The following is a 21081-nucleotide window of genomic DNA, read 5'->3' as shown; positions in this document are numbered from 1 at the left end:
TCTCTTCGCTGCGAGGAAGGTCTGCCGTGACGATCCCAGCACCCGGCCCCGAAGGGGGCAACACCGCGTCCGGCGCCGAACGTCTGGCGCCCCACTACCGCACGTTCAAGCACATGCTGGACGCCCGCGGCATCCTGTTCTCGTTCTCCGGGTACCTGTCCGAAGGAATCCTTTATTCCCTGGGCGACACCCTGCGCCAGAAGATGACGCTGGACGACACCGACGTCACCACCATCAAGAAGGTGTTCTCGGTGTTCATCGAGCAGGCCCAGAACATCATCCGCTATTCCGCGGAAAAGGTTCTGGGAACGGTCGGCAAGAATGTCGAATTGTCGTCGGGCATGGTGATCATCGGCACCGAGAACGGCAAGTTCTTCATCGTCTGCGCCAACACCATCCTGGAAGAGGACGTTCCCAGGCTCAGGCAGCGCCTGGAACTGCTTCAGAAGATGGACAAAGACGAGATCAAGGCCTACTACAAGGAGCAGTTGCGGGAAGCGCCGGAGGAGAAAAGCCGCGGCGCCACCATCGGACTGATTGAAATCGCGCGGCGGGCATCCGAGCCCATCGAGTTCGATTTCGAACGGATCGAAAGCGACAAATTCTTCTTCTGCCTCAAAGTTTCCATCTGAGGGGGATCATGGAAAACCTGATGATCGCCGCCACCGAGCGCTCGCCCGAGGTGGAATTCGATTTCGCCGCCGGCCGGCTGTCGCTCAAGGGCGAGTCCTATCCCGAGGACGCCTCGACGGTGTTCGGCCCCATCTTCGCCGCCCTGGAACGGTTCCTGGAGCAGGTCGAGGGGCGCGACGTCCGCTTCGACTTCAACCTGATCTATTTCAACAGCTCCAGCGCCAAGGCACTGATGAACATGTTCCAACTGTTGGACGGAGCCGCCGAGCGCGGCGTCAAGATCGAGGTGAACTGGTTCTACGCCCCCGACGACGAAACCATGCAGGAATTCGGCGAGGACTTTTCCGAAGACCTTGAGCATGTGACCTTCAACCTGGTGGCCACCGGGGACTAGGCACGGTGCCGGAAAAAGAGGCCGCCGCCAGTTTCAACCTGTTCGATGCCGAGGAGCGCGTTCTCGCCGACGCCGTCGCCCTGCGCGGCCGCTTGGCCGATGGCGACCCCGAGCTCAGGACCGGTGTCGAGGCACTGGCCGAGGCCTATCGCCGCTCGGTGCGCGAACAGCGCCGTCTGGTCAAGGTGTCCGACCGGCTCCAGCACCAGCTCGCCTCGGTCAACCAGGAACTGGTCAAGCGCAGGGCCCAGGCCGAGGAGGCCCTGGCCCGGCTGAAGGAAGCCCAGGAAACCCTGGTCCAGGCGGAAAAGCTGGCGTCGTTGGGTGCGTTGGTCGGCGGCGTCGCGCACGAGATCAACACCCCGGTCGGCATCGCCCTGTCCTGCGCCTCGCATCTGGCCGACGCCACCACCCATATGCGCAAGCTGTTCGAAGCCGACGACATCGGCGTCGAGGATTTCGAGCGCTACATGGAAACGGCCTCGGACACCACCCAACTGATCCTGGGCAATTGCGAGCGGGCCGCCGCCCTGATCCGCAGCTTCAAGCAAGTGGCGGTGGACCGCACCTCGGCCGAACGGCGGCGGTTCGAACTGGCTTCCTACATCGCCGAGACCCTGGCCTCGCTCAAACCGCGCATCCGTCAGGCCGGCCACCGTGTGGACATCGACTGCCCGCCGGGCCTGATGGTCGAGGGCTATCCCGGCGCGCTCAGCCAGGTGCTGACCAACTTCGTCATGAACTCCATCGTCCACGGGTATGACGAGGGCCAGAGCGGGCGCTTGTCCATCACCGTGGACGAACCGGCCCCCGACCTGATCCGGCTGGTCTATGCCGACGACGGCCGCGGCATCGCCGAGGAACACCGCACCCGCATCTTCGACCCGTTCTTCACCACCAGACGCGGGGCTGGCGGCACCGGCCTGGGCCTGCACATCGTCTACAATCTGGTGACCGGGCCGTTGGAAGGACAATTGTCGGTGGACAGCGAGGACGGGCACGGCACCCGCTTCACCCTGGTCTTCCCGCGTCAGGCGTCGGGAAGCGAGTCCCCGGTGTTCTGAGCGCCGGCCGGACGCTTCCCTTTTTACGGGGGCGCTCTGGAAATGTCCGGAAAACTCCTTACACTACGCTTCGCTTTCGACCTCAAACCAAGGACGCGGTTCCATGGAGTGGCTTTCCGACCCGCAAATCTGGATCAGCCTGTTGACCCTGTCGGCGCTCGAGATCGTGCTCGGCATCGACAATCTGGTGTTCCTCGCCATCCTGGCCGACCGGCTGCCCGAGCATCAGCGGGCCTCGGCGCGCAAGCTGGGCCTGGCCTTCGCCCTGGTCACCCGTCTGGCCCTTCTGGCGTCCCTGACCTGGATCGCCGGGCTTGTCGATCCGGTGTTCAGCCTGTTCGGCCATGCGGTGTCGTGGCGCGACATCATCCTGATCGGCGGCGGCGTGTTCCTGTTGGCCAAGGCCACCCACGAAATCCACGGTTCGCTGGAAGGCGAGGAAGACGACCCCCACGAGGCCACTTCCACCGCCAAGGCGGTCCAGGCCGGCTTTGCCGTGACCATCGTGCAGATCGGCATCCTCGACATCGTCTTCTCGCTGGATTCGGTGATCACCGCCGTCGGCATGGCCAGCCAGTTGTGGGTCATGGTCGCCGCCGTCATCGTCGCCGTGCTGGTCATGCTGGCGGCGTCGGGACCACTGTCGGCCTTCGTCTCGCGCCATCCCACGGTCAAGATGCTGGCGCTGTCCTTCCTGTTGCTGGTGGGCATGAGCCTGGTGGCCGACGGCATGGGCGTCCACATCCCCAAGGGCTATCTCTACTTCGCCATGGGCTTCTCGGTACTGGTCGAGGCGCTGAACCTGATGGCGCGCGGCCGCAAGAAGGCGGTGCAGTTGCGCAACCGCCTGTAGCGGTCATTTCAGGAAAGGTTGAGACGACGGGCCGAGCATGGTATCGACGGGGACGGACACCCGTTTCCGTCATTCCCGGAGGCCACCCATGCTGGACCTGCTGAAGTCCCTTTTGGGGGGCGGCGGCACCGCCGACACCACGGAGCAGCCGCTGCGGGTCGCCGTCGCCGCATTGATGGTCGAAGCCGCCACCTTGGACGGAAGCTTCGACCAGACCGAACGCGACCGCATGCTGGCGTTGCTGCAAGGCCGCTTCGACATGGACCCGAAAGCGGCCGCAACCTTGCTGGCCGAGGCCGAGAAGGTTCAGGAACGGGCGGCGGGACTGGAGGGCATGACCCGTACCATCAAGAACGCGCTTGATCATGATCAGCGTGTCGAGGTGCTGGAAATGCTATGGGAAGTGGCTTACGCCGATGGTCAGTTGCACGACTACGAAGCGAACCTGCTTCGCCGTCTGGCCGGGCTGGTCTACGTGTCCGATCAGGAAGCCGGGGCGGCGCGCAAGCGGGTCCTGGCGCGCATGGGTTTGCACGACGGCATCGCCTGACGCCGCCGCGTCGGAGCGGGCCCACATCTGGAGTTGATCATGACTTACGTCGTTACCGAGAACTGCATCAAGTGCAAGTACCAGGATTGCGTCGAGGTTTGCCCGGTGGACGCTTTCTACGAAGGCGAGAACTTCCTGGTGATCAATCCCGACGAATGCATCGATTGCGGCGTATGCGAACCGGAATGCCCGGCCGAAGCCATCTTCCCCGATTCCGATCCCAAGAGCGCCGATTGGGCCAATCTCAACCGGGAATATGCCGGGCAATGGCCGAACATCACCAAGAAGGGCGACGCCCCGGCCGACGCCGACGAATGGAAAGGCAAACCGGGCAAGGCCGCGCTGCTGTCGAGCAATCCCGCCAAGCGCTGATTCCCAATCAGGTCAAGCCCTTAGACCAGGCCCGCCCCGGAAGAGTCCGTGGGCGGGCTTTTTCTCTGGTTCTTAAAGGGTCGTTTGTGGTACAAGATCCAGTCCGTCGAACTCTGCCGACGGGCCGCCAGGATGGCCTCCGACGCCGTCCCCAGTTGACCATGACCGTAATGTGAGCAAACCCCCGCCCGTCGTGGACGAGGCCGGCGCCCCCTTCTTTTTCTTGGGCGTCTACCCTGTGCGCGAGGCGGCTTTCGAGGGAAGTGAACAGATGTCGAGCGTTTCTTTCGCCGAAGGTGATTACGTGGTGTACCCGACCCATGGCGTTGGCCAGGTCGTCTCCATCGAGAACCAGGAAATCGGCGGCATGAAGCTGCAACTGTTCGTCATCACCTTCGACCGCGACCGCATGACCCTGCGCGTGCCGGTGGCCAAGGCCACCAAGGCCGGCCTGCGCAAGCTGTCGTCGCGTTCGGTGATGGACACCGCCTTGTCCACCCTGAAGGGCCGCGCCAAGGTCAAGCGCACCATGTGGTCGCGCCGCGCCCAGGAATACGAGGCCAAGATCAATTCCGGCGACCCCGTATCCATCGCCGAAGTGGTGCGCGACCTGCACCGCAACGCCAACCAGCCCGACCAGTCCTATTCCGAGCGCCAGATCTATGAGGCGGCCTTGGAACGTCTGGCGGCCGAACTGGCGGCGGTCGAACGTATCGACGCCATCACCGCCGCCGACAAGCTGTGCAAGCTTCTGGATGCGGCCTGATCCTTACCGGACACGCGCAAGATGCAGCCAATGGCGGCCCCCTGGGGCCGCCATTGTGCTTTGCAGCGTTGACGGAACCGGGCGCGCCTGCGACCATGGCGCAGGGCGGACGCCAGTCCGCCGCAAGTCATTCGGGGGCATGACACCATCGTGTCGGAAACCAACGTCTTCGCCACCTTGAGTGGAGCCGGACGCATCTGGGCGATCGCCGCCATCCATGGCGAGGTCGAGCGTCTGGGGGCGCTGCACCAACGCCTGGCGGGGGAAATCCGGCCGGGCGACCAGATCGTCTATTTGGGCGATACCCTGGGATACGGCCAAAACGTCCGCGAAACCATCGATTCCTTGCTGGTTTTCCGCCGCTGGTTCCTGGCCCAGCCGGGCGTCGAGATGGAGGACGTGGTCTACCTGCGTGGCGCCCAGGAAGAGATGTGGCAGAAGCTGCTGCAACTGCAATTCGCCCCCAACCCCGCCGAAGTGTTGAAATGGATGGTCGAGCACGGCATCGGCCCGACCATCGCCGCCTATGGCGGCAACCTGGACGAGGGCATGGGCGCCGCCCGCGAGGGCATTCTGGCCATGACCCGCTGGACCGGCCAGTTGCGCCAGAACATGCGGTCCTTCGACGGCCACACCGCGCTGATGAGCGTGCTCAAGCACGCCGCCTTCACCGCGGATAATTCCTTGCTGTTCGTCCATGCCGGCATCGACCCCTCGCGACCGCTGTCGGCGCAGATGGATGCCTTTTGGTGGGGATCGGCCGGGTTCGAATTGCTGGAAGCTCCCTATGGCGAGTTCAAGCTGGTGGTGCGCGGCTCCGACCGCCGCCGCGGCGGCGTCCGGGTCGGGGCGTTCTCGGCCACCCTGGACGCCGGCGCCGGTTTCGGCGGCCCCCTGACCTGCGCCTGTTTCGACGGCGCCGGCCAGATTCTCCAGATGCTGGAAGCTTGATACCAAATCCCGGTGAGTGAAACTCACCGGGATTTGGTTAGGCCCTTCTGCCGAAGGCGGACGTTGTCCGCGATGGGCCGCGCGGCTTATGCCGCGGGAGGCAAGGGTTTCGGAGAAACCCGCCCGCCGCTGAGGGCTTCGGTGATCGGTTCCGATCACCGAGACATGGTATGAATCACGCTTCGGCCAGATCCTCGGCCAGACGCACCTTCAAGGCGTCGGCTTCCTGTTGCTTGGCCCACATGTCGGCATAGCGTCCGCCTTGGGCCAGCAACTGGCCGTGACGGCCGCGTTCGGCGATGCGGCCCTGTTCCAGGACGATGATCTCGTCGCAATCGACCACGGTGGACAGCCGGTGGGCGATGACCAAGGTGGTGCGGTCGCGCGACACCTCGCGCAGGGACGCCTGGATTTCCTTTTCGGTGGTGGTGTCGAGCGCGCTGGTCGCTTCGTCGAACAGCAAGATGGCCGGCCCCTTGAGGATGGTCCGGGCGATGGCCACCCGCTGCTTCTCGCCCCCCGACAATTTGAGCCCGCGTTCGCCGACGCGGGTGTCGTAGCCTTCGGGCAGCGAGTGGATGAAATCGTCGATGCGTGCCAACCGCGCCGCCTGTTCGATTTCGTCCTGGCTGGCGCCGGGGCGGCCATAGGCGATGTTGTAGCGGATGGTGTCGTTGAACAGCACCGTGTCCTGGGGAACGATGCCGATGGCGTCGCGCAGGCTTTTTTGCGTCACCGCGCGAATGTCCTGGCCATCGATGGCGATACGGCCGCCGCCGACGTCGTAGAACCGGAACAACAGCCGCGAGATGGTGCTTTTTCCCGCCCCTGACGGCCCGACGATGGCGACGCGATGGCCGGCCGGAACGGTGAAGTCCACGCCCTTCAGGATGGGACGGTCGGGGTTATAGGCGAAGCTGACGTCCTCGAAGCGCAGCGCGCCCCCCGCCACCGCCAGCGGCGGCGCGCCGGGGGTGTCGGTGACCTCGGCGTTGACCGCCAACAGACGGAACATGGCCTCCATGTCGGTCAGCGACTGCTTGATCTCGCGGTAGACGAAACCCAGGAAGTTGAGCGGCAGGTAAAGCTGGATCAGGTAGGAATTGACCAGGACGAAGTCGCCCACCGTCATGGTGCCTTGGGCCACGCCCTGGGCCGCCAGGATCATGACGATGGTCAGGCCGACGGCGATGATCGCGCCCTGGCCGATGTTGAGCATGGACAGCGTGACCTTGCTGCGCACCGCCGCTTCCTCGTAGCGGGACAACGCCTTGTCGTAACGCCGCGCCTCGTGTTCCTCGTTGCCGAAATATTTGACCGTCTCGAAGTTCAGCAAGGAATCGATGGCCTTGGTGCTGGCTTCCGAATCGGTCTCGTTCATGGTGCGGCGGAACTGGGTCCGCCATTCGGTGACCGTCAGGGTATAGGCGATGTAGATGGCGATGGTGGCGAAGGTGACGACGGCGAAGGCCGGCGCGTAAAGCCGCGCCAGAACCACCGTGACCAGCCCGATCTCCAGCAATGTCGGCAGGATGTTGAACAGCATGAAGTTCAACAGGAACTCGATGCCCTTGGTGCCGCGCTCGATGGCCCGGCTGACGCCGCCGGTCTGACGGTCGAGATGGAACCGAAGCGCCAGGCCGTGCAGGTGGCGGAACACGCCAAGCCCGACGGTACGGATGGCCCGCTGGCCGACACGGGCGAAGGCCATGTCGCGCAATTCGGCGAAGGTTCCCGACAGCACCCGCGCCGCGCCATAGGCCAGCAACAGCACCACCGGCACGGCCACCATGGACATGTCGGGGCGGGGCGTCAGCGCGTCCACCGATTCCTTGTAGAGCAGCGGAATGCCGACATTGATCGCCTTGGCCAGTCCCAGGAAGACCAGGGCGGCCACCACCCGTGCCCGCAGCCCGTCTTGACCCGGCGGCCACAGATAAGGGGCCAGGGTGCGAAGGGTCTTCCAGTCGTTGCGGGGGCCGGCCTGCGGCGTGCGGATGTTCTCGGAGGGGCTTCGGTGTCGCATCGCCTAAAGATGAGGGGACACGCGGCCAAGTCAACCATCGACCGATTGCGCCGTTGCTGCGCACAGGACGCATGCCTATGCTTTCGCACATGCGTCATCCCACCCAGCTTCATTCCGGCGACATCGACTGGTCGAAAACCCGCCTCCTGGTGTTCAGCCTGGACGACGGCTTCCGTTTCCTTGCCCGCCAGACCTTTCGCAAGCTGGGCGTGCGCGAGGTGTTGTCCACCTCGGTTCCCGCCGATGCCCAGCCCATGCTGGCCCAGATTCCCGACGTCGCCCTGGTGGACACCGACGGCGACATGGATCTGGCCTTGGCGTTCCTGCGCCGGGTGCGCGACACCGATCCCGAGATGCCGGTGCTGATGGTCGCCCGGGCCACGGACCGCGCCGCTATGGCCCCCGCCCTGATCATGGGAATCGAGGGTGTGGTGCCCAAGCCGGTTTCCGGCCATGAACTGGTGCACCGGGTCAGCGACGTGCTCAAGGAAGGCCGGCGCCTGCCGGCGCCGCAACCCAAGCCACAGCCGGCGCCACCCCCAGCCCCGTCGGCACCGGCGGCCACCGGCGGGGGTGCCGGCAACGGGCGGATCGGTTCGGGCACCTATGGCGGCGGACACGATACCCTGGCGGGCAAGACCAGGACCGGCGGCGGCTGGCTGGACGACGACGTGCCGGCGACGGGACAAAGGATTTCCGGCGGCAAGCTGTCCTGGGGCGACGATGACTTGCCGCCGGCACCGGCCAAGCCGCCGGCCGGGTCCTATGGCGACGACGCCCCGCCCCCCGCTCCCGCCAAAACCCTGGTCGAAAGCTTGGCCGAGCGTCTGCCCGAGGCGTTGCGCCCCAAGAAACGCCGCAAGGAGGAAGAGGACGCAGCCCTGGCCGAGCGCGAGCGGTGGCAGGCGGAACTGGCCGAGGCCGGGCATTCCTCGCGCGACGGAACGGATGTGGCCGGGTTGGATGTGGACGCCATCGTCGCCGCCCATCTGGCGTGGCTGACCAGCCAGGGGGCCGAGGGCAAACGCGCCGACTTCAAGAAAATGGATCTGGCCGGGGCGGGATTGTCGGGCACGGTCCTGGCCAATGCCGGCTTCCGCGACGCCGACCTGTCCGACGCCAACCTGGCCGAAGCCCGTCTGGATGGCGCCGATTTCCGCTATGCCTCGCTGTCGGCGGCCGATTTGTCGGCGGCGAACCTTGGCGTCGCGCAATTGCGCCATTGCGATCTGCGTCTTGCCAACCTTCAGGGCACCAGCCTGCGCGGCGCCGACCTGTCGGGAGCGCGGCTGGGCGGAGCCAAGCTGGCCGGCGCCGATTTCAAGGGCGCCATCCTGGTCGGCTGCGACCTGTCCGGCGCCGACCTGTCCCAGGTGGAAAATCTGACTCAGGCCCAGATGGACAAGGCGGTGTTCGACGCCAAGAGCAAGCTGCCGCCCGGCGTGCGCCGCCCCAGGAAGGACGAAGGTTAATCCGCCGCCTCTTCCAGCACCCAGGCGCGGAACGCCGCCACCTTGGGATTGTCCAGGTGGCGTGGCGGACACACCAGATGATAGGCGTTGACCAGGGGTTGGGCCGGAAACAACGGCACCAGACGGCCGGCACAGATTTCCTCGGCCACCAGGGTACGCCACACCAGCGCGGCCCCCAATCCGGCCAGAACCGCCTGAAGCACCAGATTGAAGTCGTCGAACCGGCGCGGGCTCAGACCCGGCGGAACCGTCACCCCGGCATTGGTCAGCCAGGCCGGCCAGGTGGGAAAGGTCACGTCCCAATCCATGGCGGTGTTGTGCAAAAGCGGCACCGTCAGCAGATCGGCGACACCGCCCAGCCGCTCGGCCATCTGGGGACAGGCCACCGGCACCACCTCCTCGGCCTTGAGGCGTTCCACATGCATGCCGGGATAGCGGCCGGCGCCGTAACGGATGGCCAAATCCACGTCCTCGGTGGCGAAGTCCACCAGCCGGATCGACGCCGACAGCCGTAATTCGATGTCGGGGTGACGGTCCTGGAACCGCCCCATGCGCGGGATCAGCCAGCGCGCGGCGAAGGCCGGCGAAGACGAGACCACCAGGGGGCCATGGTCGCGGCCCTGGCGCAGCCGCTCGACCGCGCGCTCCATCAGGTCGAAGGATTCCGACACCAGCGGCAACGCCGTCGCCGCCCCTTCGGTCAGCGACAATTGCGGGCCGCGCTTGAACAGGGCCAGCCCCAGATGCCCCTCGAGCAGCTTGATCTGTTGGCTGATGGCAGCCGGCGTGACGTGCAGTTCGTCGGCGGCGCGGGCAAAGGACAAATGACGCGCCGCGGCTTCGAAGGCACGCAGGCTGCGCAGCGGCGGAAGACGGCGGGCCATTAGTTTTCCTTTATGAGCTACCGAGAAACACTCGTTTGTTTCAAGGATTATGGGGTGACAGCATGGGGACACGTCAAGTTTTTCTGAAAGGGTGAAAGACCATGGGGCCGCAATCGACCATCGGTCTTCTGGTGCTGGCCATCGTCATGTGGGGCGCCAATTTCAATCTGTCGCAGCCGGCCCTGGCCGAGATGCATCCATTGGCCGCCGCCGCCGCGCGTTTCGCGGTGGCGGCGCTGATCATGGTCGCCGTGGCCGCGTGGCGGCGCGAACGGGTCCCGCTGCTGCGCCATGCCAAGGCCTATGGCGCCTTGGGGCTGGTGGGCATCGCCGGCTTCAACGTCTTTTTCTTTTACGGGCTCCAGGCGACCACCCCGGTCAACGGCGCCTTGATCCAGGCCACCAACCCGCTGGTGACCACCTTGCTGGCGGCGCTGTTCCTGGGCGAGCGGCCCAGCCGGCGGCAGATGCTGGCCTTTCCCGTCGCCTTGGCCGGGGTCGCGGTGGTGTTGCTGGGCGGCGGCGCCAGTCTGGCGCTGTCGCCGGGCGACGGGCTGATCATGGCCGCCAATCTGTGCTGGGCCGTCTACAACGTGATGGCGCGGCGCCTGATGCCGCCGGTATCGGGTATCGCCAACACCACGGCGCTGATGGTGGTGGGGGCGGTATTGCTGGCAAGCTTCGCCACCTTGGCCGGGGTGCCGGTGACGGTCCCTGGCCCCACCGCCACGGCGGCGGTGCTGACCATGGGATTGGGCGGCACCGTCCTGTCCTATCTGTTCTACAACGCCGCCCTGGCGCGGCTGGGGGCGGGACGGACGGCGCTGTTCCTCAATCTGGTGCCGGTGGTGGCGATGACCATCGCCGCCTTGACCGGAACCCCGCCGACCGCCCTGCAAGTGGCCGGCGCCGTGGTCACCATCGGCGCGGTGACGGCGGCCATGCTGCCCGGCCGGCGGCGGGCGGCGGCCTGAGGACCAAAATCATGGGCGGGCGTCACAGCCCGCCCATGAACCGGTCGGCGAAGATGAAGGGATTGAAGTCGGGCTTGCCGAAATAATAGCCCTGGCCGAAATCGACACCGCATTGGTAGACGCGGCCGGCCATGCGCTTGTCCTCGACCATCTCGGCCACGGTGCGGATGCCCATGGACGCGCACATCTTGGTCATGGACGACAGCAGGTCGCTGCCTTTCTGGCTGGAGCTGGCGCGCTTGACCACCGGACCGTCGAACTTGACGATATCGACGTCAAGGCCGTTCAGATAGTCGAAGCTGGCGGCGCCCGAGCCGAAATCGTCGAGACAGAAGCGATAGCCCAGCCGGCGCAAGTCCTGGATGACGGCGTTGACCTCGGGCAGGTGCTCGACCTTGACCGATTCGGTCAGCTCGAACATCAGCTTGCGCGGCGGCATGCCCGACCGCCTGAGCATGCGGGTCAGTTCCTCGACGAATTGCGGGTTGGACAGCGACTGGCCCGACAGGTTGATGGCCACCGGCGGCATCAATCCGCGTTCGCGGACCAGACTGTTCATGGTCTGGATGGTGGTTTCGACGATGGCCATGTCCAGTTCGTGGACGATGCCCACTTCCTCGGCCAGGCTGAACAGGTGGTAGGGCGAGGTGCCGGCCTTGGCGTCACGCGGCCGGGTCAGCGCCTCGAAATGGCTGACCCGTTCCAGCCTGAGGTCGCAGATGGGCATGAACGCCATGTCGAAATCGCGGCCAGCCACCATGCGACGGATATAGGCGACATTGTCGATGGTGTCCGACACCATTCCCGACAACACCTGGGCCAGCGATTTCTTCTTGTCGAGGGCGTGGTCGCCCTTTTCCGAGAACGAGCGGATGGTATGGGCGATGGCGCGGGCCACCTGATGTTCGGCCAGACCGGCGCCGTCGGCGTCGAGCGTGTGGGCGTGCGGCTTGACCTCGGTGTTGAACAGTTTGCGCGCGGCGTCCGAGATCAGGCTGCTGACCTCCTCGGGGTCGACGTCGTCGCGGTGCAGGTAGCTGAAGGCCTCGTCGCCCACCCGGCCGGCGGTGCCGCCGCCCAGCGAATGCCGCGTCAGGATGTCGCCGATCTCGCCCATGATGCGCTTGCGGTCGCTGGCGCCCAGGGCCTGGGTCATCTCGTTCAGGCTTTCCACCTTGACCATGGTGATCTGCGGACGGCCGCCGGCGCGGCGGAAGGATTGCGCCCGCTCGGCCGCCAGCCCGGCATAGGACGCCTCGTCCAGCAATCCCGATTCGCCGTCGCGCTTAAGCTCCGCCTCGCTGAGGCGTTCCGACTGCAACGCCGGTTCCATCTTGAGCGCCAGGAAGAAATGGTTGTCGAAATCGGGCACGCGATAGCCGGCCAGGGCGACGTTGGGCCGGCGGTTGCCGGTGCCGTTCAGACGCACCACCACGTCGTCGATCCGGCCCTGGGCGCGGGCCGCCTCCAGCACCTCGACCGCCAGACCGCGGTCGCTTTCGGCGATCAGGTCGACGAAACGGCGGCCGGACAGCGCCTCGGCGGCCTCGCCCAACAGAACCGAGGTGGCGCCGGCGGCGAACACCACGTCATGGTCGTCATCCAATTCGAACAACAGGTCAGCACGGCAAAAGGCCAAGGCGACAAAACGGTCGCGCTCGATATCGGCCATTTCAGGGGGTCCTCGAACATGAGCTTGCGGCGCAATGATGTGGCGGCGCCGCCGCGATGGCAAGCGATGCGATGTGTCGGCGGATCGTGACCAGGGTCAAGTGACACGAAGGCAAGCATGCTATAGTGGCCCGTTGCCTCGCCAGCCGGAGAGCTTTCCATGTCGCGCCGTCTTTTCGCCCTTGCCGCCCTGTCGCTTGTCGCCGCCACCCCCGCCGCCGCCGATGACGGCCCGCTGCGCCTGTCGTGCCGCGCCGACAATCCGGCGCTGTTGCCCGCGCCCTTGGCCTTCTCCATCGACATGGCCGCCGCCAAGGCCACCGAAACCGGCTCGGGCGAGGAATACGGCGTCACCGCCTATCGCGACGGCTTCGGCCTGTGGGACCCGGCCGGCGGTCCCGGCACCGTGGTCTACCGCATCGACCGCATCCACGGCCGCTTCATGCGGGTGGACAAGCAAATCCGCGTCGACGGCACCTGCGAGAAGGTCGAGCCCAAGTTGTGATGACGGGTTGGCCGCATGGGGGCGAGCATGCTACCCATGGGCCAAAGGATGCCCGCCATGGATTTCACTGAAGAACAGATCCGCCGTTACGCCCGCCACATCATCCTGCCCGAAATGGGCGGAACCGGTCAGGCGCGGCTGTTGCGATCCAAGGTGCTGGTGGTGGGGGCCGGCGGGCTGGGCTCGCCGCTGATCCTGTACCTGGCGGCCGCCGGAATCGGAACCATCGGCGTGGTCGACGACGACGTGGTCGACCTTTCGAACCTGCAACGTCAGGTGCTGCACGGCATCGGCGACCTGGGCACCGCCAAGGTGGACAGCGCCGTCCGCGCGGTGGCCGCCGTCAATCCCGACGTCCGCGTGGTGCCGATCCGTACCCGCCTCGACCGCGACAACATCGCCACCATCGTCGCCGGTTACGACGTGGTCGCCGACGGCTCCGACAATTTTCCCACCCGCTTCCTGGTCAACGACGCCTGCCGGCTGGCGGGCAAGCCTCTGGTGTCGGCGGCCATCCTGCGCTTCGACGGGCAATTGTCCACCTATCGCCCCGGTGGCCCGTGCTATCGCTGCATCTATCGCGAACCGCCGCCCGAAGGATCCGTGCCCACCTGTTCCTCGGCCGGGGTGCTGGGGGCCATGGCCGGCACCATGGGGTCGCTTCAGGCGACCGAGGTGGTCAAGGAGCTTCTGGGAATCGGCGAGACCATGGCCGGACGGCTGCTGATCTACGACGCGCTGTCGGTCACCTTCCGCATGGTGCGGGTCCCGCGCGACCCCGGTTGCCCGCTGTGCGGCGACCACCCCACCATCACCGACCTGTCCGGCCACGGAAGCACCGCCAATGTCTGTGGATAAGCTGTCGCTGGTGGTGTTCTCGGGCGAGTTCGAGCGCGTCCATTACGCCCTGGCCATGGCCGCCGGCGCGGCGGCCAGCAACCGCGCTGTCACCTTGTTCTTCACCATGGGGGCGGCACGCGCCCTGGTGGACTGGCGCGCCTTGCCGGGTGCCGAACGCGACCGGGACCTGGCCCAGCGCGGCGTCGCCGGGTTCGAGGAATTGCTGGAAGCCTGTGTCGCCTTGGGCGTCACCGTGATGGTGTGCGAGATGGGACTGCGCGCCTTGGGCATCGCAGCGCATGACCTTCGCCCCGACGTGCCGGTGACCGCCGGCGGCATCGTGTCCTTCCTGGCCGACGCCAGCGCCGACGGGGCGATGCTGTTTCTCTAAAAATTATACTTTTGCATGTGTCGCACATCGTTTGTATGGGTTATGTGTGCGGATACGCATTGCAGACACAGCCAGAAATGCCTAGATAACGAAGTGAAGAATTGTGGCACAGGCTGTTATCACTTGGAAATTACATGGTGATAACGTCTGTTCACAAGCTATTTATTTGCATGGAATGGTTGTATGTCGGGCGCGATGCAGCAGCAGGCGGCTTTGTCTTCCGGTTTCCAAGGCCTTGAACGGGCCTTCGCCGCCGTGGATTCGGCGGCCAGCATCAGCGCCTTGCAGGAACTGGTGCAGACCGTGGTGGTCAGCATGCTGCGCCGGGGCGAGGATACCTCGTTGCGCGACCGCACCTTGGCGACCATTTCCGCCTATTTCCTGCATATGCGCGGTGTCGAGGGACTGACGCCGCGCGACCGTCTGGCGCATTTGCGCAGTTTTGCCAAGCAGACGGTGCAGATCGTGTTCGACGAACGCCCCGTGAGCATCGAGGCCCAGGCACGTCTGGCGCCGCTGTTGCCGCCCCCCTCGCCACCGGCCGAAACGCCGCGTCGGCGCGCCACCGACCAGAACCAGCCCGACACGGAAAAGACCGCGGCCCCGCCGCCGGCCGCCGCCCCGGTCATCGACCTGACGGATTTCAAGCTGGGTGTGACCGACGTGGAAAGGCCGACGTCGATTCACATTCCCACCGCCCCCGAGGCGGAGAAATTCGCCACCTTCCGCGAGTTGTTCGCCGCCGCCCTGCGCTATCGCCTGTGTTGTCTGACCCGTTTCTTTCAGCGCCGCAACGACGAAGCCGGACGTTCGCTGGTACGCCCCTTCCTGTTGTCCGAGGAATTCGAGACGCGGTTCATGCAGGTGGTGGACACCATCATCGTGCCCAAGATGTTTTCCATGTCGCGCAATCTGACCGCGCTGGAAACCAGCCGCAAATGGGACGAAATCAGCTCGGCGGTGTTCTGGGCGGTGATCGGCGAGAACGACAAGACCCGCATCGCGGTGATCGGCGCCTGGGAAGAGGCGTGGACGTCGTGCCGTCAGCACGAGGTGCGTCGCAAGGGCGAGAACGGTGAAACCAGGAAGGTCCTGGTGGCGACGCCCGAACTCAAGAATATCCGCGAGATGCTGACGCCATCCGATCCGCGCGCCTATGACATGCCGCCGGTCCGCAACCGCGAGATCGACTTCTTCATCGCCATGTTGACCGATTTCGACCTGACCCGGCTGGAATATTGCTTCACCAAGCTGCGGCAGATGTACGAACAGGAACTGGACCGCCGCTGGTATCAGGACCGGGCCCGTTCGGGCGCCTTGCGCGATTCCTTGCTGGAAGCCATCGACGCCTTTCCCGACCGTACCGGCGATTTCCTGGCGCTCGTCTGCTATTACTGCTTTCCCAACACCGATTTGGTCTTCCTGGAAAAATTCACCCACAACAAGGGGTCGGACCACGCCACGCGGGTTCAGCGCCTGCCCTATCTGATGCGTTTCCTCGCCAACGAGGAAGTCCCCGGCGTGCGGGCCCAGGAAGTTCGCGAGCGCGCCGAGCGCGAGGCCACGGCCAAGGAAGAGGCGGAACGGCAACGGGAACAGGAACGCGCCGCCGCCGCCCGTCTGGGCACGGAAATCGGCCAGGGGCTGACCCTGCGCCAGCCGCCGCCTAAGGATACATGATCTCGATCACTTCCAGCGTCTCGATGCCGCCGGGCACCCGCAACTGCACCACGTCACCCTCGTAGGCCTTCATCAGGGCCCGCGAGATGGGGGCGATCCAACTGATCTTGCCCTGGTCCAAATTGGCCTCGTCGATGCCGACGATGGTGATCGAACGCTCTTCACCCTTGGAATTGGCATAGGTGACGGTCGCGCCGAAAAACACCTGATCGCGGTTGGTCTGTTGCGCCGGATCGACCATGCGGGCGTTCTCGATACGCTTGGTCAGAAAGCGGATACGGCGGTCGATTTCGCGCAGACGCTTCTTGCCGTAGATGTAATCGCCGTTCTCCGAACGGTCGCCGTTGCCCGCCGCCCACGACACGGTTTCCACCACCTTTGGCCGCTCGACACGGGAAAGCTGGCGCAATTCGTCCTGTAACGCCTGGAACCCGGCCGGCGTCACATAATTGGGCGAACCCTTGGGAATGGGAGTCGCGCCCTCGGGCAGGTCGTCGTCGTCCTGGTCGCTTTCCTTGGTGAAGGCCTTGCTCATCTCGTATCCCGCAACAAATCAGCCGCCGTCCATGCCATCCACCAGCCGCCGGGTCAAGGGTCCCGGCATGCCATCGCCGATAGGGCGTCCGTTCAGCGCCACCAGCGGGCGAACCGACAAGGCGTTGGTCAGGAATACCTCTCGCGCCGTCTCCACCTCGGCCAAATCCAGCGGCCGCTCCACCGCCAGCCCGCGTTCCAGCATCTCGGCGCGGCGCACGCCGGGCAGCGCCCCTTCGGCGACCGGCGGGGTGACCATGGTGCCATCGGCCAGCACCGCGAACAGATTGGCGATGGTGGTTTCCGCCACCCGGCCATTGGTGTTGAGCAGAACCGCTTCGTCGGCGCCTTGTTCCTCGGCCTCGATGCGCGCCAGCACGTTATCCAGGTATGACAGCGCCTTGATCCGGGCCAGCGGCGAATGGGGATTGCGGCGCACGCTCTGCGCCACCACCGCCCGCGCCGGCCCTGGAACCGGCGGCAACGGTCCGGCCGTCAGAACCCAGGTGGGCGTGGCGGGATCGGGCGGCAACAGACCGCGCACGCCCGGCCCACGGCTGACGGTCAACCGCAGGGCGGCCGAGCCCAGCCCGTTGGCCTCCAGGACCGTGGCGACGGCATGGTCCAATCCAGCGCGGTCCAACGGCAGGGTCAGCCGCAACACCTTCGCCCCCTCGGCCAGCCGCCGCCAATGGGCGTCCAGGCGCAGTGGGCGCGTGTTCACCACCTTGACGGTCTCGAATAATCCGTCCCCCAGGGTAAAGCCGCGATCGGCGATGGACAGGCGGGCCTCGGCCGCGTCGATCACCTGGCCGTTCAAGACAGTTCTCATGGCCGCCCTCCTGCCAGCGCCGCCAGCATGGGCGCCGCCTTGACCAGGGTTTCGTCGCATTCGGCGGCCGGGACGCTGTCGGCGGTGATGCCGCCGCCAGCATGGACCACCACCATCCCATCCTTGACCGCCAGCGTGCGGATTGCCACCGCCAAATCCATGGCGCCGCTGTCGGCGATCCAGCCGAAAGCCCCGCAATAGGGTCCGCGCGGGGCGCTTTCCAGTTCGGCGATGATTTCCATGGCCCGGACCTTGGGGGCGCCGGTGATCGAACCGGGCGGAAAACACGCCCGCACAAGATCGACCGCGCCCAATCCGGGGCGCAAGGTGCCGGTGACCGCGGACACCAGATGATGGACGGCGGGAAAGGTTTCAAGCGCCATGCGCTGGGGGGCCTTGACGCTGCCGATGGCGCAGACCCGACCCAGATCGTTGCGCATGAGATCCAGGATCATCAGGTTCTCGGCCCGGTCCTTGCCACTGGCCGCCAATTCGACGGCCAGCGCCGCGTCTTCGGCCGGGTCGCCGCCGCGTCGGCGGGTGCCCTTGATCGGGCGGCTTTCGGCGTGGCCTTGGGTGTCGAGCGCCAGGAAACGTTCCGGCGACACCGAGGCCAGCGCCATGCCGCCGCCCGCCACATAGGCCGAGAACGGCCCCGGCGCACGCTCCCGCATGCGACGGTACAGGGTGAAGGGCGCCAAAGCGGGTGGCAGGCCGGCGGCGAAACGCTGCGCCAGATTGGCCTGGAAGACGTCGCCGGCCCGGATGTAGTCCACCACGCGGGCAATCCGGGCCATGTACTCGGTACGCTCCAGGTCGGGAGTGGCGGGAACACCCAATTCCCAATCCACGGGCGGCAGCGGCGGCGGGTCGCTCAAACGGGCATGCAGCCGCCGCGCAGCCTTGGCCTCACCCACCACCCAGGCCCGGCCGGCATGGTGGTCGAAGGCGGCCACCGCGTCGAACACCCCCAGCACGAAAGCGGGAAAAGCCGGCGGCACCACACGGTGGGGCGGAACCCGTTCCAGCGTGCCGCCCAGGTCATAGGACAGCCAGCCGGCCACGCCCCCCTGGAAGGGTGGCAAGCCCGGCAATGGCGCCTGCCGCCGCCGGGCCAGAACGTCCCGCAGACGGGGCCAGGGGGCGTCGGCTCCGGTCAACACCTCGACCGGATCGGCGCAAATATAGGAAAACCGGGAACGGGGATCGCCCAAGGCGGCACTGTCCAGCAGCACCGCCAGGGGATCGTCGGCCAAGGGGGCGAAGGCGGCGACCGCGTCGGCCGCCGCCAGATCCAGAACCTCCCGGATCACTTACAGCATGCTGGCCAGCACGCGATCCGGCGGATTGTGACCATCGGCGAAGGTCTTGATGTTGACGATGACCTTTTCACCCATGTCGACACGGCCTTCCAGCGTGGCCGACCCGAGATGCGGCAACAGCACCACGTTGTCCATTTCCAGCAGCTTGGGATTGACCGCCGGTTCGTGTTCGAACACGTCCAGGCCGGCCCCGGCGATTTCCTTGCGCTGGAGCATGCGGGTCAGGGCGTTTTCGTCCACGATCTCGCCGCGCGAGGTGTTGATCAGGTACGAATGCGGCTGCATCAGCTTGAGCCGGCGTGCGCTCAACAGATGGAAGGTGGCCGGGGTGTGCGGGCAATGCACGGTCATCACGTCCATGCGCGCCAGCATCTGGTCCAGGCTCTCCCAATAGGTGGCCTCGAGCTCGTGCTCGATGTCGGGATGGACGCGCTTGCGGTTGTGGTAGTGGATGGACATGCCGAACGCCTTGGCGCGGCGCGCCACCGCCTGGCCGATGCGGCCCATGCCGATGATGCCCAGGCGCTTGCCCCAGATGCGGTGGCCCAGCATGAAGGTGGGGCTCCAGCCGTGCCAGTCGCCGGAACGCATCAGCCGTTCGCCCTCGGCCAGACGGCGCGGCACCGACAGGATCAGCGCCATGGTCATGTCGGCGGTATCCTCGGTCAGCACGCCGGGAGTGTTGGTGACGGTGATCGAACGCTGGCGCGCGGTCGCCAGGTCGATGTGGTCGACGCCGGTGCCGAAATTGGCGATCAGCTTGAGGTTGGTGCCGGCTTGGCTGAGAACGGCCGCGTCGATTCGGTCGGTGATGGTGGGGACCAGAATGTCGGCGACCTTGACCGCCTCGATCAGTTCGGCCTTGGTCATCTGACGGTCGTCGAGGTTGAGCCGCGTCTCGAACAATTCCATCATGCGTGTTTCGATGGCGTCGGGCAGCTTTCTGGTGACGACGACGAGGGGCTTCTTTTGTGGCATTGCTTTTCTCCTCCCGGGACCCCGTTCGAGTGTCTCGACCTATCAAGATGGCGAAGTCTTGTCCAGTGATAGTGTTACAGCGGTGCGCTCCTTGACCGCGTGGACCGGTCCACCCCTATAATGCAAATGATGGGAAACATTTTCGGGGACTTGGCGCGGATGAACCTGGGACGTCGCTTGGCGATTGGTGTCGGACTTGGGTTGTTGTTCGTTGCGACCCCCACCTTGGCCGGCGAAACCAGCGGGTTGCCGTTGCCCCGCTTCGTCTCGTTGCGTTCGGACGAGGTCAATTTGCGGACCGGTCCCGGCGTGCGCTATCCCATCGACTGGATTTACGCCCGCAAGGATCTGCCTGTAGAAGTCATCGCCGAATTCGAGGCCTGGCGCAAGATACGCGATTGGCAGGGCACCGAGGGCTGGGTGCACCAATCCATGCTGACCGGCCGGCGCATGATGGTGGTGATCGGCCAGTCCCACACCCTGCGCTCCTCGGATTCCGAAGCCTCGGACGCGGTGGCGGTGGTCGAGGCCGGCGTTCTCGGCCGCATCTTGCAATGCCCCCGCAACCGCGACTTCTGCCGCGTCGAGATCGAGCGCAGCCAGGGATGGTTGAAACGCGACGAGATGTGGGGCGTCTACAAAAGCGAGTGGATCGAGTAGATCCGGGAGAAAACGCGCGGCCGCGCGCAGGGAAACACGCGCCCGCGCGTTGAACCATGCGAAGGGGGGACTTTTTCGTCCCTGGATACCCACGCCATGTTCCGCCGTTTCTTCTCTCGCCTTGCCCTGGCCGTCACTCTTGCGGCCACCGTCTCTTCCGCCCTGGCCCAGCCGTTCGACCCGCGCGATCCCGGCCCGCGCGGCGGTCCCGGCGGCCCCGCGCCGCATGGTGGCCCCGCCCCACGGCCCCACCACTGGCATCCCGGCTACGGCCCCTATCGCGGCGATTCCGACGCCTGGCAATGGTTGGCCTTCACCGCCATCACCCTGTCCTTGCTGGACCTGATGACCGAACAGCAGCGCCGGGCGCACGAATACGCCCAGATCCAGGCGGCCACCGCCCCTATCGGCCAGCGCATCGTCTGGAACGATGGCGGCGCCAGCGGGTCGGTGGTGGCGGTGCGCGATGGCACCGACAGCTCCGGCGCCTATTGCCGCGAGTTCCAGCAAGACGTCACCATCGGCGGCCGCAGCGAACACGCCTATGGCACCGCCTGCCGCCAGCCGGACGGGGCGTGGAAGATCGTCAGCACCCACAATTGAGCACGAAAAAGGCCCCGCCGTTCCCGGCGGGGCCTAGTCGCAAGTTTCGCTGATCGCTTCCGATCCCCGGCCCCCTTGTATGTCAGTCCCAGCGTTGGCGGTAAGCCGCGCGGCCCATCGCGGACA

The 21081-nt window shown here is 65.9% G+C and carries 23 protein-coding genes; 16 read left to right on the top strand and 7 right to left on the bottom strand.

Features of this window, described 5'->3' with window-relative positions; translation table 11 throughout:
- The first annotated feature begins 26 nt into the window (after positions 1-26).
- From G4223_RS01215 to G4223_RS01180, 8 genes are all read left to right on the top strand, one after another.
- On the top strand, positions 27-632 hold the full coding sequence (locus tag G4223_RS01215; RefSeq protein WP_338086790.1) for a SiaB family protein kinase: 606 nt from the start codon (positions 27-29) through the stop codon (positions 630-632).
- Between the two features lie 8 nt (positions 633-640).
- On the top strand, positions 641-1027 hold the full coding sequence (locus tag G4223_RS01210; RefSeq protein WP_163673935.1) for a DUF1987 domain-containing protein: 387 nt from the start codon (positions 641-643) through the stop codon (positions 1025-1027).
- Positions 1028-1032: 5 nt separating this feature from the next.
- Positions 1033-2091 carry an ATP-binding protein gene (locus G4223_RS20165; RefSeq protein ID WP_163673932.1) on the top strand — a complete coding sequence of 353 codons (1059 nt, stop codon included), beginning with the start codon at positions 1033-1035 and terminating at the stop codon, positions 2089-2091.
- 103 nt (positions 2092-2194) lie between these two features.
- Positions 2195-2944 (top strand): TerC family protein, encoded by a 750-nt coding sequence (locus G4223_RS01200; protein WP_163673930.1) that lies wholly within the window; start codon positions 2195-2197, stop codon positions 2942-2944.
- A gap of 88 nt (positions 2945-3032) precedes the next feature.
- Positions 3033-3494, top strand: a complete 462-nt coding sequence (locus G4223_RS01195; protein WP_163673928.1) for a tellurite resistance TerB family protein — start codon at positions 3033-3035, stop codon at positions 3492-3494.
- Positions 3495-3533: 39 nt separating this feature from the next.
- Positions 3534-3866 carry a ferredoxin FdxA gene (fdxA, locus tag G4223_RS01190; RefSeq protein ID WP_163673926.1) on the top strand — a complete coding sequence of 111 codons (333 nt, stop codon included), beginning with the start codon at positions 3534-3536 and terminating at the stop codon, positions 3864-3866.
- A 271-nt stretch (positions 3867-4137) separates the two neighbouring features.
- Positions 4138-4632, top strand: a complete 495-nt coding sequence (locus tag G4223_RS01185) for a CarD family transcriptional regulator (RefSeq protein WP_163673924.1) — start codon at positions 4138-4140, stop codon at positions 4630-4632.
- Between the two features lie 150 nt (positions 4633-4782).
- Positions 4783-5583: a hypothetical protein gene (locus tag G4223_RS01180; protein WP_163673922.1), complete on the top strand. Its 801-nt coding sequence runs from the start codon at positions 4783-4785 to the stop codon at positions 5581-5583.
- Between the two features lie 175 nt (positions 5584-5758).
- Here G4223_RS01180 and G4223_RS01175 read toward each other — a convergent pair whose 3' ends face one another.
- Positions 5759-7609: an ABCB family ABC transporter ATP-binding protein/permease gene (locus tag G4223_RS01175; RefSeq protein ID WP_163673920.1), complete on the bottom strand. Its 1851-nt coding sequence runs from the start codon at positions 7607-7609 to the stop codon at positions 5759-5761.
- A 71-nt stretch (positions 7610-7680) separates the two neighbouring features.
- Here G4223_RS01175 and G4223_RS01170 point away from each other — a divergent pair, with 71 nt between their 5' ends.
- Entirely contained in the window at positions 7681-9081 is a 1401-nt protein-coding gene (locus tag G4223_RS01170) for a pentapeptide repeat-containing protein (protein WP_241003886.1), read from the top strand.
- Here G4223_RS01170 and gcvA read toward each other — a convergent pair.
- Positions 9078-9965, bottom strand: coding sequence for a transcriptional regulator GcvA (gene gcvA / locus G4223_RS01165; protein ID WP_163673918.1), 888 nt, complete (start codon positions 9963-9965; stop codon positions 9078-9080). The two genes, G4223_RS01170 and gcvA, sit on opposite strands and share 4 nt — an antisense overlap.
- A gap of 101 nt (positions 9966-10066) precedes the next feature.
- Here gcvA and G4223_RS01160 point away from each other — a divergent pair, with 101 nt between their 5' ends.
- Positions 10067-10939, top strand: coding sequence for a DMT family transporter (locus G4223_RS01160; RefSeq protein ID WP_163673916.1), 873 nt, complete (start codon positions 10067-10069; stop codon positions 10937-10939).
- Positions 10940-10961: 22 nt separating this feature from the next.
- On the opposite strand, the gene G4223_RS01155 is transcribed toward G4223_RS01160, so the two are convergent.
- Positions 10962-12611, bottom strand: coding sequence for an EAL domain-containing protein (locus G4223_RS01155; protein ID WP_163673914.1), 1650 nt, complete (start codon positions 12609-12611; stop codon positions 10962-10964).
- 159 nt (positions 12612-12770) lie between these two features.
- Here G4223_RS01155 and G4223_RS01150 point away from each other — a divergent pair, with 159 nt between their 5' ends.
- The 4 genes from G4223_RS01150 (at position 12771) to G4223_RS01135 (ending at position 16026) form a co-directional block, all read left to right on the top strand.
- A complete protein-coding gene (locus G4223_RS01150) occupies positions 12771-13115 on the top strand; it encodes a hypothetical protein (protein WP_163673912.1) in 345 nt (114 codons plus the stop codon).
- 57 nt (positions 13116-13172) lie between these two features.
- Entirely contained in the window at positions 13173-13973 is an 801-nt protein-coding gene (locus G4223_RS01145; protein ID WP_163673911.1) for a HesA/MoeB/ThiF family protein, read from the top strand.
- Entirely contained in the window at positions 13960-14346 is a 387-nt protein-coding gene (locus G4223_RS01140; protein ID WP_163673908.1) for a DsrE family protein, read from the top strand. Before G4223_RS01145 ends, G4223_RS01140 begins: the two co-directional genes overlap by 14 nt.
- A gap of 183 nt (positions 14347-14529) precedes the next feature.
- On the top strand, positions 14530-16026 hold the full coding sequence (locus G4223_RS01135) for a hypothetical protein (RefSeq protein WP_163673906.1): 1497 nt from the start codon (positions 14530-14532) through the stop codon (positions 16024-16026).
- Here the strand turns inward: G4223_RS01135 and greB are convergent.
- Genes greB through G4223_RS01115 form a run of 4 tightly spaced genes read right to left on the bottom strand, consistent with a single transcriptional unit; the run spans position 16013 to position 19692 of the window.
- Positions 16013-16561, bottom strand: a complete 549-nt coding sequence (greB, locus tag G4223_RS01130) for a transcription elongation factor GreB (protein ID WP_163673904.1) — start codon at positions 16559-16561, stop codon at positions 16013-16015. The genes G4223_RS01135 and greB overlap by 14 nt on opposite strands.
- Before the next feature lie 18 nt (positions 16562-16579).
- Complete coding sequence (locus tag G4223_RS01125) at positions 16580-17392, bottom strand: aminotransferase class IV (RefSeq protein WP_163673902.1); 813 nt, start codon at positions 17390-17392, stop codon at positions 16580-16582.
- Positions 17389-18705 (bottom strand): aminodeoxychorismate synthase component I, encoded by a 1317-nt coding sequence (gene pabB / locus G4223_RS01120; RefSeq protein WP_163673900.1) that lies wholly within the window; start codon positions 18703-18705, stop codon positions 17389-17391. Before pabB ends, G4223_RS01125 begins: the two co-directional genes overlap by 4 nt.
- A complete protein-coding gene (locus G4223_RS01115) occupies positions 18706-19692 on the bottom strand; it encodes a 2-hydroxyacid dehydrogenase (RefSeq protein WP_163673898.1) in 987 nt (328 codons plus the stop codon).
- A gap of 159 nt (positions 19693-19851) precedes the next feature.
- On the opposite strand from G4223_RS01115, the gene G4223_RS01110 reads away from it, so the two are divergent.
- A complete protein-coding gene (locus G4223_RS01110) occupies positions 19852-20352 on the top strand; it encodes an SH3 domain-containing protein (protein WP_163673896.1) in 501 nt (166 codons plus the stop codon).
- A gap of 96 nt (positions 20353-20448) precedes the next feature.
- On the top strand, positions 20449-20955 hold the full coding sequence (locus G4223_RS01105; RefSeq protein WP_163673690.1) for a hypothetical protein: 507 nt from the start codon (positions 20449-20451) through the stop codon (positions 20953-20955).
- Positions 20956-21081: the final 126 nt, after the last annotated feature.

Source organism: Magnetospirillum aberrantis SpK (assembly GCF_011022235.1).
In the GTDB taxonomy this organism is placed as follows: Bacteria; Pseudomonadota; Alphaproteobacteria; order Rhodospirillales; family Magnetospirillaceae; genus Magnetospirillum; species Magnetospirillum aberrantis.
The sequence above is the reverse complement of the archived record's forward strand: the minus strand, read 5'-3'. Positions and strand labels throughout refer to the sequence as shown.

What these genes read in the sequence shown, in the direction of transcription:
- G4223_RS01105 (WP_163673690.1), top strand. Translation starts at nt 20,449, where the DNA reads ATGTTCCGCCGTTTCTTCTCTCGCCTTGCCCTGGCCGTCACTCTTGCG.
- G4223_RS01115 (WP_163673898.1), bottom strand. Translation starts at nt 19,692, where the DNA reads ATGCCACAAAAGAAGCCCCTCGTCGTCGTCACCAGAAAGCTGCCCGAC.
- G4223_RS01155 (WP_163673914.1), bottom strand. Translation starts at nt 12,611, where the DNA reads ATGGCCGATATCGAGCGCGACCGTTTTGTCGCCTTGGCCTTTTGCCGT.
- greB (WP_163673904.1), bottom strand. Translation starts at nt 16,561, where the DNA reads ATGAGCAAGGCCTTCACCAAGGAAAGCGACCAGGACGACGACGACCTG.
- gcvA (WP_163673918.1), bottom strand. Translation starts at nt 9,965, where the DNA reads ATGGCCCGCCGTCTTCCGCCGCTGCGCAGCCTGCGTGCCTTCGAAGCC.
- G4223_RS01140 (WP_163673908.1), top strand. Translation starts at nt 13,960, where the DNA reads ATGTCTGTGGATAAGCTGTCGCTGGTGGTGTTCTCGGGCGAGTTCGAG.
- fdxA (WP_163673926.1), top strand. Translation starts at nt 3,534, where the DNA reads ATGACTTACGTCGTTACCGAGAACTGCATCAAGTGCAAGTACCAGGAT.
- G4223_RS01170 (WP_241003886.1), top strand. Translation starts at nt 7,681, where the DNA reads ATGCCTATGCTTTCGCACATGCGTCATCCCACCCAGCTTCATTCCGGC.
- G4223_RS01135 (WP_163673906.1), top strand. Translation starts at nt 14,530, where the DNA reads ATGTCGGGCGCGATGCAGCAGCAGGCGGCTTTGTCTTCCGGTTTCCAA.
- G4223_RS01185 (WP_163673924.1), top strand. Translation starts at nt 4,138, where the DNA reads ATGTCGAGCGTTTCTTTCGCCGAAGGTGATTACGTGGTGTACCCGACC.
- G4223_RS01195 (WP_163673928.1), top strand. Translation starts at nt 3,033, where the DNA reads ATGCTGGACCTGCTGAAGTCCCTTTTGGGGGGCGGCGGCACCGCCGAC.
- G4223_RS01200 (WP_163673930.1), top strand. Translation starts at nt 2,195, where the DNA reads ATGGAGTGGCTTTCCGACCCGCAAATCTGGATCAGCCTGTTGACCCTG.
- G4223_RS01110 (WP_163673896.1), top strand. Translation starts at nt 19,852, where the DNA reads ATGAACCTGGGACGTCGCTTGGCGATTGGTGTCGGACTTGGGTTGTTG.
- G4223_RS01150 (WP_163673912.1), top strand. Translation starts at nt 12,771, where the DNA reads ATGTCGCGCCGTCTTTTCGCCCTTGCCGCCCTGTCGCTTGTCGCCGCC.
- G4223_RS01125 (WP_163673902.1), bottom strand. Translation starts at nt 17,392, where the DNA reads ATGAGAACTGTCTTGAACGGCCAGGTGATCGACGCGGCCGAGGCCCGC.
- G4223_RS01175 (WP_163673920.1), bottom strand. Translation starts at nt 7,609, where the DNA reads ATGCGACACCGAAGCCCCTCCGAGAACATCCGCACGCCGCAGGCCGGC.
- G4223_RS01145 (WP_163673911.1), top strand. Translation starts at nt 13,173, where the DNA reads ATGGATTTCACTGAAGAACAGATCCGCCGTTACGCCCGCCACATCATC.
- G4223_RS01160 (WP_163673916.1), top strand. Translation starts at nt 10,067, where the DNA reads ATGGGGCCGCAATCGACCATCGGTCTTCTGGTGCTGGCCATCGTCATG.
- G4223_RS01210 (WP_163673935.1), top strand. Translation starts at nt 641, where the DNA reads ATGGAAAACCTGATGATCGCCGCCACCGAGCGCTCGCCCGAGGTGGAA.